This is a genomic window from Deltaproteobacteria bacterium, from assembly GCA_015233135.1.
In the GTDB taxonomy this organism is placed as follows: domain Bacteria; phylum UBA10199; class UBA10199; order JADFYH01; family JADFYH01; genus JADFYH01.
Genome location: JADFYH010000008.1, coordinates 23012 through 39853 on the forward strand (window position 1 = coordinate 23012; position 16842 = coordinate 39853).

12 protein-coding genes are annotated in these 16842 nt (G+C 41.2%); 6 read left to right on the forward strand and 6 right to left on the reverse strand.

Features of this window, described 5'->3' with window-relative positions:
- Nucleotides 1-88: 88 nt before the first annotated feature.
- Genes HQM15_03810 through HQM15_03820 form a run of 3 tightly spaced genes read left to right on the forward strand, consistent with a single transcriptional unit; the run spans nucleotide 89 to nucleotide 5849 of the window.
- The gene (locus HQM15_03810; protein ID MBF0491885.1) at nucleotides 89-2530 is read left to right on the forward strand and encodes an MMPL family transporter; all 2442 of its coding nucleotides are present in this window, start codon (nucleotides 89-91) and stop codon (nucleotides 2528-2530) included.
- Nucleotides 2527-4101, forward strand: a complete 1575-nt coding sequence (locus HQM15_03815; protein MBF0491886.1) for a winged helix-turn-helix transcriptional regulator — start codon at nucleotides 2527-2529, stop codon at nucleotides 4099-4101. Before HQM15_03810 ends, HQM15_03815 begins: the two co-directional genes overlap by 4 nt.
- A complete protein-coding gene (locus HQM15_03820; protein ID MBF0491887.1) occupies nucleotides 4098-5849 on the forward strand; it encodes a hypothetical protein in 1752 nt (583 codons plus the stop codon). The genes HQM15_03815 and HQM15_03820 overlap by 4 nt, the downstream gene beginning before the upstream one ends.
- Here HQM15_03820 and HQM15_03825 read toward each other — a convergent pair.
- From HQM15_03825 to HQM15_03845, 5 genes are all read right to left on the reverse strand, one after another.
- Nucleotides 5846-7207: a hypothetical protein gene (locus HQM15_03825; protein ID MBF0491888.1), complete on the reverse strand. Its 1362-nt coding sequence runs from the start codon at nucleotides 7205-7207 to the stop codon at nucleotides 5846-5848. The two genes, HQM15_03820 and HQM15_03825, sit on opposite strands and share 4 nt — an antisense overlap.
- A 195-nt stretch (nucleotides 7208-7402) precedes the next feature.
- On the reverse strand, nucleotides 7403-7720 hold the full coding sequence (locus tag HQM15_03830; protein MBF0491889.1) for a DUF2442 domain-containing protein: 318 nt from the start codon (nucleotides 7718-7720) through the stop codon (nucleotides 7403-7405).
- Nucleotides 7701-7937, reverse strand: coding sequence for a DUF4160 domain-containing protein (locus HQM15_03835; GenBank protein MBF0491890.1), 237 nt, complete (start codon nucleotides 7935-7937; stop codon nucleotides 7701-7703). Before HQM15_03835 ends, HQM15_03830 begins: the two co-directional genes overlap by 20 nt.
- A 41-nt stretch (nucleotides 7938-7978) precedes the next feature.
- Nucleotides 7979-9595, reverse strand: a complete 1617-nt coding sequence (locus HQM15_03840; protein ID MBF0491891.1) for a hypothetical protein — start codon at nucleotides 9593-9595, stop codon at nucleotides 7979-7981.
- A gap of 3 nt (nucleotides 9596-9598) precedes the next feature.
- Nucleotides 9599-11236 (reverse strand): hypothetical protein, encoded by a 1638-nt coding sequence (locus HQM15_03845; GenBank protein ID MBF0491892.1) that lies wholly within the window; start codon nucleotides 11234-11236, stop codon nucleotides 9599-9601.
- A gap of 86 nt (nucleotides 11237-11322) precedes the next feature.
- On the opposite strand from HQM15_03845, the gene HQM15_03850 reads away from it, so the two are divergent.
- Nucleotides 11323-12948 (forward strand): ChaN family lipoprotein, encoded by a 1626-nt coding sequence (locus HQM15_03850; GenBank protein MBF0491893.1) that lies wholly within the window; start codon nucleotides 11323-11325, stop codon nucleotides 12946-12948.
- A 161-nt stretch (nucleotides 12949-13109) separates the two neighbouring features.
- Here HQM15_03850 and HQM15_03855 read toward each other — a convergent pair whose 3' ends face one another.
- Entirely contained in the window at nucleotides 13110-14423 is a 1314-nt protein-coding gene (locus HQM15_03855; GenBank protein MBF0491894.1) for an inositol-3-phosphate synthase, read from the reverse strand.
- Nucleotides 14424-14624: 201 nt separating this feature from the next.
- On the opposite strand from HQM15_03855, the gene HQM15_03860 reads away from it, so the two are divergent.
- Nucleotides 14625-15785 (forward strand): ATP-binding protein, encoded by a 1161-nt coding sequence (locus HQM15_03860; protein MBF0491895.1) that lies wholly within the window; start codon nucleotides 14625-14627, stop codon nucleotides 15783-15785.
- 52 nt (nucleotides 15786-15837) lie between these two features.
- Nucleotides 15838-16821, forward strand: a complete 984-nt coding sequence (locus tag HQM15_03865) for a D-alanine--D-alanine ligase (protein ID MBF0491896.1) — start codon at nucleotides 15838-15840, stop codon at nucleotides 16819-16821.
- Nucleotides 16822-16842 lie beyond the last annotated feature (21 nt).

Here is a 16842-nt window from a genome sequence, read left to right on the forward strand (position 1 = left end):
CCCTCTGACTCCCTCCCCTCAAGGGAGGGAGGATTTTTGAGATAAATTTATTTTTAAAATCTGCGAAACTCAAGTTAGTGAAACCTTTATGGCCACCTTTCCAAAACTCTATCAACTCTCCGCCCTCCATCCCAAGCTGGTGCTGTTTATCGCCTTGACCCTCACGCTACTTTCCCTGTGGTTCTCTCAAAAGTTGCACATTGAAAGTGATTTTTCTTCACTCCTTCCTACTCAAACAGAAAGTCTTAAAAATATACACGAGTTGAAAAAATATTTTGGAAATTCTGGTTTCCTGTATGTCACCCTAGAAGATACCAAGGTCGGTACTGGCAAAAAGAATGCAGAAAGTTTTACCGATCAACTGCTGGGCCGCATCGAAAAAATGCCTCATGTCAGTTTTGTGGATTATAAAAAGCCCGTCGATTTCTTTAAAAAAAGAATGTGGCTCTATCTTGATTTGGCAGATCTTCAAGAGATGGAAACCCGCGTCGACAAAGGTATGCAACTCGAAGCCAATGGCGTGAATCCCATGATGGGAAGATGGATGAGTTTTGCAGATCAAGCAGATCTTCCCGACCTGACTTTTCAGGATATTATCCAAAAATATGAAAAAAGAAGTGGGGTTCAATTTCAGGATAATTCCGCTCAGCAGCCTGGAGAAAACCCTTTTTCGGTTTTACGCATCAAGTTAGAACAAACCAAGCACAATCAGGAAACAATGGAGGGGCTTCTCTTTGCGATACGGCGCTCTGAAACGGAAATTAAAAAAGAGAAACCTCAATTTTCTTCGGTGGAGGTGAATTTTACCGGTGAGTACCAAACCGATTTAGAGCAAACCTCTCATGCCGAAAAAGAAATTCGTAAGTCTTCTTTCTTTGTCGTTTTTCTTTTGATTTTGGTTTTATTTCTCTATTTTCGTGATGTTAGCGGCATGTTCTTGGTGGGTGTCCCTTTGTTGATTGGTCTGCTCTGGACTGGAGGTTTGGTCTATCTCTTCTTGGGTCACCTCAATATCATCACCGGCTTTGCGGGGGCTATTTTGGGAGGGCTGGGAAGCGACTACGGAATTTATCTACTTACCCGTTATTATCAGGAACGCTCTTTAGGTAAAAGTTTCACGGAGGCCTTGGACCTTACTTTTTCCAGTGGAGGAACGGCTAAGGCGACTTATGCGTCGATGTTGACGACGGTCGTTTCCTTTTTGGCCCTTTTGTTTTCCAATTTTGGGATGTTTGTAGAGTTTGGTTTAGTAGGTGCCCTGGGTTTGGTTGCCAATTATGTGGCCATGATTACCTTAATTCCTGCCTGTCTTTCCCTGAAGGCTGCAAAGGTTGCACGGAGTCAGGATTCTCGTTTACCTGGTGTCCAGGAGGATTCAAAAGCCCACCGTTTTATTGCGTTTCTTTGCAGACCCTACTTTCCGCGATTTGTTTTATTTCTCTTTTTTTTACTTTGCCTTTTTTCTTCTACCACCCTGAAAGAAAAATCGAAGATTTATTTTGAAGATGGAAACATGGAAGATCGCAATCTGCCGGCCACCCAGTTGTATAATAAGGTAAGCCAGATGATGCAGGCCTCCCTTTCCCCTACCTTGCTGATGGTGAATGGAAAAGGGAATGAAGAAAAATTATTGGAGGCCTTACAGCATAAACTTAAAAGTGCGGCACCGGATACGCTGGTCTATAACGATGTGGCCGGCCTCTCTACTTTTTTACCCAAAGATCAAAATGAAAAAAAAGAAATCTTGGTGCGCCTGGGTGAGAAATATAAACAGATCAATCTGTTCTGGAATAAAAAGAAGGAAAGTTTTTTGGAAAGTATTCAGGAGAGCCTGAATGTTAAATCGATTAGCCGGGAGGATATTCCCCCAGAAATTCGACGCATGTTTGAATCGCCCAAAGATCCGGATGTTTTTTTGATTTACTTATTTCCTGCTTTTGGCCGAGGGAATCTGGAAAACATGACCCGTTATTACGAAGGCGTTTTGAATCTCAAAAAAGAAATCGCGGTTCCTTTCATTCAGGCCGATGGCTCTTTCATCGAGCATGACATTATCCAGCTGATACAAAAAGAGGCCCCTCGAGGTTTATTCCTAATTCTGTTTTGTCTGGGTGGCATTCTGCTTTGGAGTGTAAGACCTTGGCCCCATGCCTTGGCCATTTTTACTTGCTTGGTGACTTCACTCATTCTTCTTTCGGCGGTTCTTACTTTTATGCATATTCGTTTAAACATTCTCAACATCGGGGTGTTTCCCATTATTTTGGGAACCGGAGTGAACTGTTTTATTCATTTGGATCATCGCTTAAAAGAACTGAAAGATATGGATAAAACGCTAAAGAATTATCTCAGTACGATTCTTGTCTGTAATCTTACCACAATCATTGGTTTTTCGGCTTTACTGATTATCCCCAGCGAAGGCTTGCGCTCTGTGGGCTGGGTGGCGGTGTTGGGTTTGAGCCTTATTACTTTTGTGTGTGCCTTTGTGTTCCCGAGGTTTTTGGTGTTGAAAAGAGTGGGGACTTTGCGATGAAAATTTCAAAAGAAGAGCTGCATCTGTTTTTGAAAGAAGGCGAAGGGCTCACCCTTGAATTCAAAGAGAAGTTTCACTCTCGTATTGACGAAGACCTGGTCGCTTTTGCCAATTCCAGGGGGGGGTGTTTGTTATTGGGAGTTCGAGAGGATTCCTCTATTGCAGGCGAAAAGTTAAGTAATTCTTTAAAAGCAAAAATTAATGATATTGCCCGAAATCTCAAACCTTCACTTCAGGTAGAAATTTGCGAAGTAGAAACTGTGATTGTCATCCAGGTACCTGAAGGCACAGACAAACCTTATAGTTGTAGTTCTGGATATTACAAACGCCTGAACGGTAACACCCAGAAAATGAATCACGAAGAAGTTCGTAGCATGTTTTGTGAAACGGACGTGATTCCCTTTGAAGAAAAAAAAACAAAAGGTTTTGGTGTAACGGATTTATCGCGAACTAAAATTAACTCATTTGTTCAAGAAGCGGGGATTAGCATTGGGAAATCCTCCCCACTGAATTTTCTCAAAAGTTTGAAAGTTGCCGATTCGAAAGGAATTAAAAACGCGGCAGTCCTCTTTTTCGCAAAAAATGCAGGTGATTTTATCCCTCAATCTCAATTGGTCCTACTGGCTTTTAAAGGCGTTGAGAAACTGAATATCCTGGATCGTCGCGATGTCCGGGATGATTTATTCACTCAATTTAATGAAGCGCTGCAGTTTATTAAAAAGCACTTAAATGTTCGTAGTGAAATTACTGGACTAGACCGAAAAGATCTTTACGAAATTCCGCTAGAAGCGCTTCGAGAAGCAGTAGTCAATGCTCTCATGCACCGGGACTACAGCATTAGAGGTAGCCAGGTGAGTATTGAAATTTATGAAGATAGACTGGAAATTATCAACCCAGGCGGCTTGGCAGAAGGGCTGTCTCCCAAGGCTTTTGGCAATATTTCTGTCCGTAGAAACGAATTGATTTCCGATCTTTTTTTTCGTCTCCACAAGGTGGAACGTATTGGGATGGGAGTTAAGAAAATAAAGGCCATTCTTGCTTTGGCAGGTCTCCGAGCCCCCAAGTTTGAGTTAGAAGGTTTATTTAAAATTATCCTTTTCCGCCCTAAAAAAACTACCCAGAAAACTACCCAGAAAACTACCCAGAAAATTTTGGAGCTGATTCAAGAAAATCCACAAATCACCCGTACTGAATTGGCCAAAAATATCGGCTTGAGCGAAGGTGGGGTTAAGTATTATTTAAGGAATCTGCAAAAGAAAGGTAACATTAATCGTGTGGGGGGAGATAAAGGAGGTATGTGGAGGGTGGTGTTGAATCCAATTTTTTCAACAGAAGATCTATTTAAACCTACCCTGTTTCAGTCAGACAAAACTACCCAGAAAACTACCCAGAAAACTACCCAGAAAATTTTGGAGCTGATTCAAGAAAATCCACGAATCACTCGAAGGCAAATGGCGGAAATGCTGGGTTTAAGTGAGGAGGGGGTGAAGTATCATTTAAAGCTACTGCAGACAAAAGGGAAGATTACGCGTTTGGGCTCGGACCGAGAAGGGGAGTGGAAGGTGCTATGAGTTTGTTAAAAACACACGCCTTTGCCACAAAACATTTCCTCTTTATTTTACTTTTTGTTTTATCCGCCATTTTTTTATTTAAGGGCCTGGATCATACCTTGCTTTGGCAGGATGAAGCCCACAATGCAATTCTGAGCTCGCACATTAATCAATATGGCTTTCCAAAAGTTTGGGATGGGAAAAATCTGATTACGGGAATGAACGGGTTAGATTTTGACGAAGACTTCATGCTGAGTTGGGATGGCTTGTTTCCTTATTATTTTACCGCTCCCTTTATATCCATTTTGGGTAAGACTACCTTTGCTGCCCGGCTTCCTTTTGTTTTAATTGCTCTTCTCAGTCTTTGGGTTGTTTACAATGCAATACTCCAGATAAGTTTAAGAAGAGATTACGCCTTATTCACTCTATTCTTTATGGCGACTGCTTTTATCTTTCTTTTACACAGTCGGCAAAGTCGCTATTATTCGATTCTTCCTCTTTGTTCTTCTTTATCTTTTTTAGGGCTGCAACAAACGAAATCCAAAGGGGGAATTCTATTGGGGGCTGCGGGTCTTATTTTGCTTTATCACTCCAATATGGTTTCATTCTTGATGGTCTATTTAGGGTTAGCCTTATTTGTGCTTTTTATTGGAAAGGAAAAAGAAAAATTTAAGAGACTATTTTGGATAAGTTTCTGGTGTTTTATTTTTACCTTTCCGCATTTTTTTTATTTTCAAATGTGGAAGAGAAAAGACGCAATGGGTCTTCAAGAGTTTGACGATTTTACCTTTCGTCTTTTTGGAAACATAATTATTTTAAATAAATATTATTTGCCGTGTCTCTTGCTTCCACTTGTTTTTTTTCTAAAACGAAAAATCTTAAAATTTAAAAATGAAATTCATAATCCCTTATTTAGTTATTCGCTAATTTTAATCGTTGTTTCGTTGATCTTGACCCCTTTTTTTCTTCGTTCCAACATTCGTTATCTTTATCATCTTCTTCCTTTTTCATCCTATTTATTGGCTTGGGCTTGTCTAAATTTTGTGGGGAAGAAACGCGCGTTAATGACTCTTATTCTTTTATTTACCCATCTGTTGGACTATTCTCCTGTATATACCTGTGTGCAGATCTGTAAGTATTCAAAACCCTATTTTTCAAAAGCATTTCAGAAAGATTTGAGCAGCCTTTATTCAGATTTGAGTATATTTGATGACGAAGAAGGCCCCCCCCGCCGCTTAATAGAGCAGAAGGTTCAGCCTCTTGGACTTGTCCAAAGGATTATTAAAGGCGAGTATAAGAGTTATTGGAATGAAACTACTCAAACTTACCCAGATCCTCTTTTAGAACTGATTGCTTTTTTAAAGGAGCACCGGAAAAAAGAAGAAAAAATATTTTTATCGGTAGGCCAATATCCTTTACTCTATTATTATCCCGAAGCGGAACTGGCCTATTCTTTATCGGAAGCCCCAGAATCCAAAAAAATAAGGGAAAAGTTAGATGTGGATCAGTGGAATTCTGACGCTATTGTCTGGTACATTCCCCGTTACTTTACTCAAGTTCAAGGTCCTACTTTGAAAGAAGATCAATTTTTGCTGAAGACTATCGCTGACGGAAAAGATTTTCTTTATTATGAACTAAAAACTCCAGAAATATATTGGGAAGGGAATTGGCCCGAGCATGTTCGATTATACCGTATCAAACACGCTTCGATAAGTTGGGAAAGCTTGAGGAGTTCTAGAATCTATAAAGTAGTTCCAAGAAATGATTAATTTTTCGTTACTGTTTCGTGCCTTATGGATTTGATAAGGCTAATAAAGATTGAAAGAAGTATTAAATTTCTGAAACAGAGAAGAAAAATTGCTGATGTTTCCCCAATCATCAAATCCTGAAAGATATTAGGAAAAATAATTTGAGTTAAAAGTAGGGCAATTAAGAAGGCTGTCGTCCTTAGCCAGGAACTGGGTGTGCAAATAAATATCAAAGGGGTAAGCCAAATTAAAAATTGAGGTGAAAGAGCTTTAAAGGTCAAAAGAAAGGCGAGCGGTATTGCCAAAAAAAACCTTAAAGTATTTTCGGAGCTTAAGTTTTTAGAACTCCAGGTTTTTAGGTAAATAAATCCAATAAATATTAAACAAATAAGAGAAGTATAGGGTTTAAGCCTATTTAAACCCGCGGAAGTAATATTGCTGCAGGTATGGCTACTGTACACCCAGATCGGATTCTTGAAAAATAAGTGAGAGAGGTAAGGAATGAGGGCATACATACTTTCGATCTGAAAACCCCGCTCCGCATGATATTGAAAGGCTTCCCAATATTTTCCATGGGTCCAATATCCTAAAAAAAGATTGATCCCTCCAATAAATAAACCAGAAAATAAAGCCTGTATTGCGCATGGTTTCCATTTTTTTTCTTTTAGAAGTTTAAAAAATAAAAGGGGCAAAAAAAAGATTGGAAAGCCTTTGCTAATGCTTCCTAAACAAATCCAAAAATTACTAAGAAAATATTTTTCTTTAATGAAATAATAATAAGCTAAAATAATAAGCAAAGACACCACCACGTCTAATCGTGTGGCATAAAGCTGGCCCAGTAAAATTAAGGAAAGTAAAGAAAGCTTAAGAACTTTTTCAAAGGCAATTTTAAAGTTTAGAGGTTTCGACTGTATAATTTTAAAAATAAAAAATAAGCACAGGCAATAAAAACAAAATTGTTGAAAAGCGAAAAGACGCACGTAAGACAAATGATTATCTACTAGTAGTCTAGGCAACAGAATAGGAAGTATCATGGTTGGGGGATATTCAAAATCGATATCTAAGTACGGCAAATGAGGCGTGGGTGGCAGAGTGAAAAAGTTTCTTAGCTTGCTATCTTCTCCTCTTTTTTCAAAAGGATAATCTGCTTCAAATTTTTTTCCGAGTACGACTGTACTCCATTCGTAGTAATAAGTTTCATCACCCGGATCTGAAAAGTAAAGTCTTATGGCTCCTCGGATTCCATCATTAAAACTACCTTTATCCCAATCTTGCATTTTTTGATAACATTTCGAAATCGGATAAGGATTGCCAAACAAACCAACAAAAATGAATAAATGTAGAAGAATAAGTAAAATTGATTTTTTGGAAGAGAACATTTTTACTGTTTTGTTATCTCAAGAGATCCCGTTACTTGCCTCGGGTTTCATCCCAAAATTTTTGAGATTGTTTTAGTGTTATTTTTTTTCGGGGTTTAACAATTCTTTGTCTGAAATTTGGAATTGCTATGGAGTTTATTTCTGGTTTCTGTTTCGAAAGAATAGCTGTAGTAATTCGCGCTTTGGGAGATTCAATTAATATTTTCCGTTTTTGTGAATAATACGTTTCTGTAGCCATTTGTTAAGAGAGGCCTGACTTTCTCCAGAACCTTTACCTGCAAGTAAGTTTTCCATACTTATATCTTCATCAATTGTTTCCCAATGAATGCCATACCCATTTCCAATTAAACGCCAGTTTTTTCTTTCCTTTTGCGTGGAATTTAGAAGTCGAGGGAACCAAGCCAGGGGGGCCGTTATAGTTCGGCCATCACTTAAGTCTACACTTAGGCTATCTTCGGTAATATTTACATTATCAATTGAAGGTATTTCTATTTCAATGGCCAAAAAATTCATGCCACGCCTCCCTGATTTTTTTCTGGTATTTAAAAACTATTTTTTGAATACGGCCAATTTCCAAACGGTTGAAGCCCCCACTCTTTTGTAAGCGAACGGGATCAAGCCAAAATTTTGCAACCTTATCCTCACACTCTACATGAATATGTATAGGCTCATTATGATCACCCGCAAAAAAGAAAAATCGATAAGGTCCTATTTTTAAGACGGTAGGCATCTCGTAACTTTTTATATGATCTGTATGGACTGCGTCTATACTTATTTCCGGTGGTAAATTTTGATTTGTTCTAAAGTTTTTTCCAGAAAGTAATTTTGATCCACATAATCTTTTAAACGAGCATACGCTTCTGGAGGAAACCATTGATAGTCATGCATATTTGCCTTTGAGGTGTCGATAAAATAAAGCGGCTTGTTTTTTTCCAAATCCCCAAAAAAATACTCCCAGGCCTTGGGATCCACAAATTTTTGTGCGGCTTCCATTGAGGGATATTGTTTGGCATCCGACGCGGGAATCCTTCCGGTCAAAAAATCGGAGGCAATATAGCGCGTTCCCATGCGACGATTTGCATAGGCGTAAATGCCTTGGCCCCAGCCCCAGACGACGATTTTGTCTTCAATATTTGTGTGTTGTTGAATGTAGTCTCCCACCGTTTTATTGAGACTTGCGTAGTCCTTGGTTGAATCTTCTTCTAGCGTTTTTGAAAGAGTTACATTTTGAAATAAAACCAAAGCCAAGCTCAGCGTAAGACCTGTTTTTGCCCAAAGAGGAAAATTGATTTTTTTGAGTCCCAGCACGGCGAGCAAAGCCAAAGGAGGAAAGGTTTGAATAAAATAGTGGGGGAAAAATCGAAAGCCGGTGCAGGCGGCGAGGAGGGCTGACGAAAGATATAGAAATAGGGTGAACTTCCCCTGTCCCCCTCTTAAACGAAGAGGGGGGATAAAGAGTAGAATCCAAAACACTATCGTCTTCCCAAAAAATAGTCCCAGATTTTCCAAGGCCGTTAGCCAGATGCCGGGTGCCTTTGCTCCATTTTGAATATAGCCCAAATTGTGCAAGATGCCCCATTCCCAAAAGGCCGGCCAGGCGCCCCAGAGGTAGAGGATGAGGGACATGAGAGCCCAAGTGAAGAAAAAGCCAAAGAACAAACAAATACATGGATTCGACAAGCTCACCATGTTCCGTCTGATTCCAATTGGGACATGGTGAGGCTCTCGAACCATTTCTCTGAGGATGACAAAGATATATACAAAAAGTTGGATGGCTGCTTGATGACGATAGAGAGAGGCCAGGCCGACGAGGACACCGATTAATATCCAATTTTTATTTTTCAAAAACAAATAAAAAGAAGCTACTAAAAACAAATTCATGAACGATTCACCTGTGGCGGCAAGTGTTCGAAATTCGGGGAGAGCGAAGAGGAGGATATAGAAGAGGCCGGGGAAGAAAGTGAATCCAAGATCACCCTCTTTTTGCCCGAAAATGCTAGCGCATTTTCCCTCAAGGGAGAGGGGAAGTAAATTTAACAGAAATGCGGTGCAAGCGATCCACACGATATGAAACAAATGCAGCGCAAAATAATTATTTGTTCCGAATATTTTAAAGATGCCGGCATAAGTCAGATAAAGCAGAGGCGGTTTTTCTCCAATCACGCAAACATAGGGAGGGCAGCCATTCAGCACGGCGTGGGCAAATTCGGCCCAGAGGACTTCATCGATATCCAGATACAGATGTTGAAGAGTGGGATAGAAGATCAGTAGAGCAAAAAGAAAGAGTAGAGAGAAATGTTTTAATTTTGAATTCACCGTAGTGTCATCCTGGCGCAGGCCAGGGTCCAGTGGTCTGCAACTGGATTCCAGCCTGCGCTGGAATGACAACCGTTAACGGTTATTGGATACCTTTTGAAACCATTGATCGAAGTTGAAATTGAGGGTGACAGATCCCAGGAAATTATTACGAGAATCGCCCGAGCTAAAATTGAAATTTTTCACGCGTTCGTAACTGAGTTTGGTAGACAGGGAAAAGGGGTTTTCCAATGGGCGATACTGCCATTCCGTGCCAAAACGATAGCGTTCTTCATTGGGGAGATTGGTTGTTTTAACGAAGTGGGCGTCCGGATCTGTAATATAGGCGTAGACATCATTACTGCGATTTTCATAATCGAGCTGGAAAGCCAAAGTGTGGAGGGAATTGATATCCCAATTTGAGGAAAGACTTAAACTCTGTGCGTCTCTTCCCAGGTTAGAGCCTAAAATATTTCCATTCTCAGTTAACCCGGAACTGAATTGTCCGTGGGTGTAAAACCGGACTCCGGTTCGGGAGTATTCCAGACGCAAATCGAGAGTTCCTTGTCTGTTGAGGCGGGGGATATAGATTCCGCCTAGGTATCCGGCATCTTGAATAAACATGGTGTCGAGTCGGGAATGGGTATCATCAAAAATCATTTCCCCATACAATTCTGAATTTCTTAATTGAGGAATACGCAAACGAAAATCCAGGCCGCCCATTTTATTTCCGATATCATTTTGACTGCCTCCCAAGAGGGCCTGAGAAAAGGGGAAGAGATCTCCAAACCTTTGTCTAAAAGAACCCTCGGGAGAATTTTCTCCGCCGGAATGAACCATCAGAGCAGCGCCCAATTCAAAAAAACTCCAGGGTTTCAGGCTCCATTTATAGCCCGCCAGATAGGCCCCCGAGAAGTTTTGCGCAGGGCCCAGATCGGCCAAAAAGAATGAAATTTTATTGGGCCCCAGATACTTGAAAATCCAGGGCAGAAAGAAAGGGCTTTCGTTCGAAAGTTGAAACATGTCTAAAGAACGAGGGTTGCTGGAAAGCAAAAGGCCTCCATTTTTTCCCTGTCCATAAATCAAGGCCTGTCTGCCTACCGAGAGGGAAAGATTTTTGTAAACTCCCTTGGCCTGAAAATTTTGCAGGAAGATCTTATTTTCGGGATCCACATCCTCGGCAGGATATTGAAACTGAAAACGGGGTTCGATGAAGATATTGAAATAGGGTGAGATGTTGATCCAATGCTGGCTTTCAAAGGCGCTCTGGGCCCCTTTTACAAAATGGCGGCCTTCCTGGTAGGAGAGGATGGGATTTATTTCGGAATCAATGGAATCCGCACTTGCTGTGGTAAAGCGGGGAGTCGAATTGGTGAGGACATTACTGAATTTGAGCTGATGCAAAAAACGGATATCATAGAAATCTTTTTCAGAAGGGAATTCTTTTTTTAATCTTTTGAGGATGTTTTCCACGACTTCTTTTTCTTCTTCATTTTTCAGACGATCCAGATGGGATTCAGCTTCTGCCGTCAGTCGGGAAAATTCGGTGCGGGAATAAGGCTTTTGTCCGCTGATGTAAATATCGATGAGACCGAAGCTAATCAATTTCTCTACGTCGCGGTAGTAAGGGTCTAGCAAAGAGACATTGGGAGATGCATAATCAATGGCTTTTGAAGTGGAGGAAACGAGAAAAGAAAATAGAAGGGCGAAAAGACAGCACAGTTTTTTGGTCATAGTTTTAGGCAACTAAAATGTGGGGATATAAGTGTCAAATGAGATTTCGTTTGAGAAATATTTAGATTAGATTAAGATTTCGTAATATGCGCAAGTCCAATCTTAGCCCCCGAGAAGAACTGCTCAAAATCCAACGCCAGATTTTTCTGCAAAACAAAAAACGCATTGAAGACTCGGTTTTTGTACGCGAAAAAAGTTTTGAAACCTACCAAAAGAATTATTTCAAAAGATTAAAGAATTATCAAAAGGTTGTGGACATCGAAACACTTGAGTCTGCTCTCCAGAAAGCCCAGCTCATTTATGTGGGCGATTACCATACCAACAAGCAATCGCAGCGCACTTTTTTGCGCCTTTTGAAACGTCTCAAAAAGAAGAAGGCTTCTTTTGTGATTGCCCTAGAATTGCTGCATGCTCGCTATCAAAAGCAGATTGAGGCTTACCTGCAAGATAAAATCTCAGAAGAATTATTTCTTAAGCAGATTCAATTGAAAAAAAGATGGTACATCGATTTATGGCCACACTTTGCACCCCTTTTTCATTTTGCAAAACATCATCAAGTTTCTCTCTATGCCATCGAGGCGGCGCCGGAGAATTCCAGCCTGCGGCAGCGGGATGAAGAGATGGCAGGGCAGCTTTTAAAAATCCATCGTCAGTATCCCAAACAGAAAATACTGGTTTTGGTAGGTGACCTGCATTTGGCCCCCGAGCATTTGCCACACGAATTCGAAAAATTACTTTCAGCAGAAGAAAAACCCTTGGAAACCCTGAGCATTTATCAAAATTCTGCTGATATTTACTGGAAGTTGGCCGAACAAAAAAAGGAAGAGAAAATAGAAGTGGTGCAGTTGGATGAGCGCTCCTTTTGCATGCTCAACACCCCTCCCATTGTCTGGCAGCAGAGTTACCTCAACTGGCTGGAGCAGGAAGGGGATGAAATCGAATTTGTAGACGCCAGGTCTCAGGTGTTGAGTTTGGCAGGCCGAATTGCCCGTTTTTTAGGCCTGAAGCTTTCTTCTGCAAAAGACGATCTCGAGGTCTATACCTGCGGAGATTTGAGTTTTTTAGAACGGCTTAAAAAAGAGGAAGATTTTAGCGCAAAGGAAATCACGCAAATCAAACAGCAAATTTTGGCGAGTGAATCTTACACCATCCCACGAAAAAAAATTATTTATTTGGGATCTCTTTCCCTGAACCATGCGGCAGAAGAAGCGGCTCATTTTTTAAAATACCTTTGCTCAGGAGAAGAGTTTGAACGGGATTCAGCCGATGCCTTTTATGCCAATATTTTGCATGAAACTTTGGGCTTTTTTGGTTCCAAAATTATTAACCACAAACGCAAATGCATGCAGGGGGGTGATTATAAAAAACTGATTCAATACTTGAGAAAATTGGGGGGCAACATTCCGCGCGAACGTCAGTTGGAGCTGGAAATTGCTCGTTTGATTCTTCAACACATTCAACTCGAAAAGAAAGATCTGACAATTTCAGAGCACTCTCTTTTCAAAAAGCATCTCTTATTTTTCGGAGTAACCCATGGCCTGGGTTATCGTTTGGGCGATAAACTTTATTATGCGATGATGCAGGGAAAGATTTCCAAAAGTCAGATTCGGGAATTGTTTGTAGATCCCTTTCGACATTCGGGACAAGCGGCCGAGGTGTATCGCTGGCTGATCAGGAAGGTGGAGGGAGTGAAGTTGCCGAAGAGGGTTTGATGAATATTTTCCATTTTTTGTAGGGGCAATACCCTGCTGTGCCCCCGTAGGGGGTGGTCGCCCGCAATTTGGTACATTTCAATTGGATTCAAAGTACACTCATGTGCGGGCGGGCACGGAGGCACCGCCCCTACAGGTCTCATAAAACCGAAACAACCCAGTTATTCATAATACTCAATTCCCAAATGCGTAATCTGTTCCTCGTTCATCATATAACGCAGGGTGTTTTTCAATTTCATTTCCTGGATGAAGAGATGGTGTTCGGGATACAGTCCTGCGGCCACCATTGGTGATTTATAGTAGAAGGAGAGCCATTCCTGAATACCCCGCATGCCGGCGCGTTGAGCCAAATCCATGAACAGTACAAGATCCAAAGCCAGAGGAGCTGCTAGAATAGAATCGCGGCAAAGGAAGTCCACCTTGATCTGCATGGGATAGCCCAGCCATCCAAAAATATCGATGTTGTCCCAACCTTCTTTGTTATCACCGCGGGGAGGGTAATAATTGATTTTTACTTTATGATAAATACTGCCGTATAGATCGGGATAAACTTCAGGTTGTAAAATCGTATCCAGCACACCCAGTTTGCTTTCTTCTTTGGTCTTGAAAGAGCCGGGGTCATCCAACACTTCGCCATCACGATTTCCTAAAATATTGGTGGAATACCAACCGGCAACGCCCAAATAACGGGCCTTAAAGCCTGGTGCCAAAATGGTTTTCATCAAGGTTTGGCCGGTCTTAAAATCTTTTCCAGAGAGGGGGACATTCTTTTCAATCGCGAGTTGTTGCAGGGCAGGAATGTCTGCCGTCAAATTAGGAGCACCATTCGAATAAGAAATTCCCATTTTCAAGGCGGCGTAGGCATAGACCATGCTGGGGGCAATGGTCGGGTCATTGTTATTTAAGGCCTCTTCAAAGCTCTTTAAGGTTTGATGGGCGGCGGTAGGGGTAATATAACTTTCGGTGGAACCACACCAGATCATGACCATTCGATTGATGTTGTTTTTGGATTTAAATCCTTCAATGTCCTGGATGACGGCATTTGCTAAATCCATCTTGGTTTTTTCGGATTTAACATTGCTGCCCTTGATATTTTTTACATAATTTTGATCAAACACCGCTTTGAAGGGTTTCACACTTTCCAAAAAAGGCCCAATGCTCTCGATATGTTCTTTGCTGAGAACCCCCGCTTTCAATGCGGCTTCCTTGGCGTTATCAGGAAAAATATCCCAGGCGGCAAACACAATGTCTTCCAGTTTTGCGAGAGGGACCAAATCTTTTACCAAAGGATTTCGCTTCTCGGTGCGCTTGCCCAGGCGAATGTGCCCCATTTGAGTCATTGATCCAATAGGCTTTGACAAACCCCTGCGAATCAATTCCACCCCTGCAACAAAGGTAGTGGAGACGGCACCTAAACCTACTAATAATATTCCAAGTTTGCCTTCGGCAGGAGCAATTTCTTTTCCGCGTTTCATTTTCATATACGAGTCCTTAATTAAAGTTTTTTTTCAGATCGGAGCCCGGCTATAGCAGGGGTGATTAGGGATGTAAATTGTGTTTTTTGATGAATCGTAATCGGAGATCGGGGGGCCATTTTTCTTTTTTTGTGCTCGTCTCAATTTTTTTTGTATCATCTCCCTTGACCATACTCCAAATATATCCGATAAATTTGGAGTATGGTAAACAGACTCATTCATCCCTTAAAAACCAATAGTTTTTTCTTGTTTGGAAGTCGTGGGACAGGAAAATCTTATTTTCTAAAAGACTATTTTAAAGCAGATAAAACGCTTTGGATTGATTTGTTGAATCCCGAACTCGAAGACGAATATCAACGCAAACCCGAGACGCTCAAGCAACAAATTCAGGCTCAAAAGAAAAAAATAGATTGGGTCATTATTGATGAAGTTCAAAAAGTGCCCAAGCTACTCAACATCGTTCACCAATCCATTGAAAATACCTCGCTTAAATTTGCCTTAACCGGCTCCAGTGCTCGAAAACTGAAAAGAGGCTCTGCCAATTTGCTGGCGGGTCGGGCCTTTGTTTATCATTTATTTCCTCTCACTCATTGGGAACTTTTGAAAAAATTTGATTTGGATGCAGTTTTAAATTGGGGGGCTTTGCCCAAAATGCTGCAGTTCAAGAGTGAGGAAGAAAAAAACACTTTTTTGAGATCTTACGCGCTCACTTATTTAAAAGAAGAAATTGTGAGTGAACAAGTGATTCGACAACTAGAACCTTTCAGAAGATTTTTGGAAGTTTCCGCCCAACTCAATGGAGAAATTTTAAACTATTCTAATATTGCCAGAGATGTTGGGGTGAGTGTGAAAACCGTCCAATCTTATTATCAAATTTTAGAAGACACGCTTTTAGGGTATTTTTTACCTGCTTTTCATCAATCGGTGCGCAAACAACAGCGGCAAGCTCCCAAGTTTTTCTTTTTCGATTTGGGGATTAAAAAGGCTTTGGATCTTAGTCTCCAAAGTTCTATAAAACCTAATACCTATGCCTATGGAAAAGCCTTTGAACATTTTCTGATTTTGGAAATTTATCGTTTGAATAATTATTTGCAGAGGGATTTTCAATTGTATTACCTGCAAACGAAAGACAATGCCGAAATTGATTTGATTATTCAAAAGCCTGGCAGAAAATATGCGTTGATTGAAATCAAATCCACCACAAGTGTCGATGAAAGGGATGTGCGGACTCTCAATCGTTTTAGGGGAGATTTTTCAAAGGCCGAAGTGCTTTGTTTATCTCAGGATGAAAAAGAAAAAGAAATCGATGGAGTCTTGTGTTTGCCTTGGAGAGAGGGAATAAAAAGGGTTTTTGAGAAATAAACAAAAATTTTCCACTTGGCGAGCAAGCCTTAGGCATGCCAAAAACCTTTGCATGTCTAACTTAAAATCCAAAAAAATTGCTGTGCTCCTCGGCGGGCTCTCCAGCGAACGCGAAATCTCTCTCCGTTCGGGGGCTGCCATTGCTTCTGCCCTTGAAAAACTGGCTTATAATGTTGTGCGAATCGATGTCCAAAAAGATGTCGCACAAAAATTGCTTGAAGAAAAGGTGGCGCTGGCCTTCATCGCCCTTCATGGAAAATACGGCGAAGATGGAGCGGTTCAGGGTTTGCTCGAGATGATGCAGATTCCTTACACGGGGTCCGGAATTCTGGCCTCTGCGCTAGCCATGGATAAGGTGCTGACCAAGCGTTTACTGATGGAAAGGGCTTTTTTGACTCCTGGTTTTGCGGAGTTGGATTTGGGACAAGTGAATGGACCCCTCACCCTGGCCCTCTCCCTCAAGGGGAGAGGGGATATTTCTTCTTTTGTTGAAAAATTTTCTATGAATTTCCCTGTCATCGTGAAGCCAGCCCGCGAAGGCTCCACCATAGGCATGAGTATTGTGCGTGAGAAAGATCAGCTTCAAAAGGCCTTGGAAGAATCGGCCAGGTTTGATGAAAAAATTTTGGTGGAAGAATTTATTCAAGGAACCGAAGTGACCTGTGGAGTGCTCAATGGAGAGCCTCTGCCTTTGATCGAAGTAGTTCCCAAAAGTGGTTTTTATGATTTTCAATCCAAATATACCAAAGGGGCTACCGAGTACATCTTGCCCGCTCGCGTTTCAGCAGAGTTGACCCAGGAAATTCAGGAGACCACGGTTCAAATTTATCGGGAGTTGGGTTGCGAAGGTTGTGCTCGTGCCGATTACATCATCGATTCCGAAGGCCGATTTTATTTTTTGGAGATCAACACCATTCCCGGAATGACCGAAACCTCACTGATTCCCAAGGCCGCTGCCTCTGTAGGTCTTTCTTTTGAGAATTTAGTCGAAAAAATTCTAGTTTCCTCTCGACTCAAGCTTTCAAAAAATGTATAAAATAAAATCGATTTCTCGTCG

What these genes read in the sequence shown, in the direction of transcription:
- HQM15_03830 (MBF0491889.1), bottom strand. Translation starts at nt 7,720, where the DNA reads ATGAATTTTTTGGCCATTGAAATAGAAATACCTTCAATTGATAATGTA.
- HQM15_03845 (MBF0491892.1), bottom strand. Translation starts at nt 11,236, where the DNA reads ATGACCAAAAAACTGTGCTGTCTTTTCGCCCTTCTATTTTCTTTTCTC.
- HQM15_03835 (MBF0491890.1), bottom strand. Translation starts at nt 7,937, where the DNA reads ATGCCTACCGTCTTAAAAATAGGACCTTATCGATTTTTCTTTTTTGCG.
- HQM15_03850 (MBF0491893.1), top strand. Translation starts at nt 11,323, where the DNA reads ATGCGCAAGTCCAATCTTAGCCCCCGAGAAGAACTGCTCAAAATCCAA.
- HQM15_03855 (MBF0491894.1), bottom strand. Translation starts at nt 14,423, where the DNA reads ATGAAACGCGGAAAAGAAATTGCTCCTGCCGAAGGCAAACTTGGAATA.
- HQM15_03865 (MBF0491896.1), top strand. Translation starts at nt 15,838, where the DNA reads ATGTCTAACTTAAAATCCAAAAAAATTGCTGTGCTCCTCGGCGGGCTC.
- HQM15_03810 (MBF0491885.1), top strand. Translation starts at nt 89, where the DNA reads ATGGCCACCTTTCCAAAACTCTATCAACTCTCCGCCCTCCATCCCAAG.
- HQM15_03820 (MBF0491887.1), top strand. Translation starts at nt 4,098, where the DNA reads ATGAGTTTGTTAAAAACACACGCCTTTGCCACAAAACATTTCCTCTTT.
- HQM15_03860 (MBF0491895.1), top strand. Translation starts at nt 14,625, where the DNA reads ATGGTAAACAGACTCATTCATCCCTTAAAAACCAATAGTTTTTTCTTG.
- HQM15_03815 (MBF0491886.1), top strand. Translation starts at nt 2,527, where the DNA reads ATGAAAATTTCAAAAGAAGAGCTGCATCTGTTTTTGAAAGAAGGCGAA.
- HQM15_03825 (MBF0491888.1), bottom strand. Translation starts at nt 7,207, where the DNA reads ATGTTCTCTTCCAAAAAATCAATTTTACTTATTCTTCTACATTTATTC.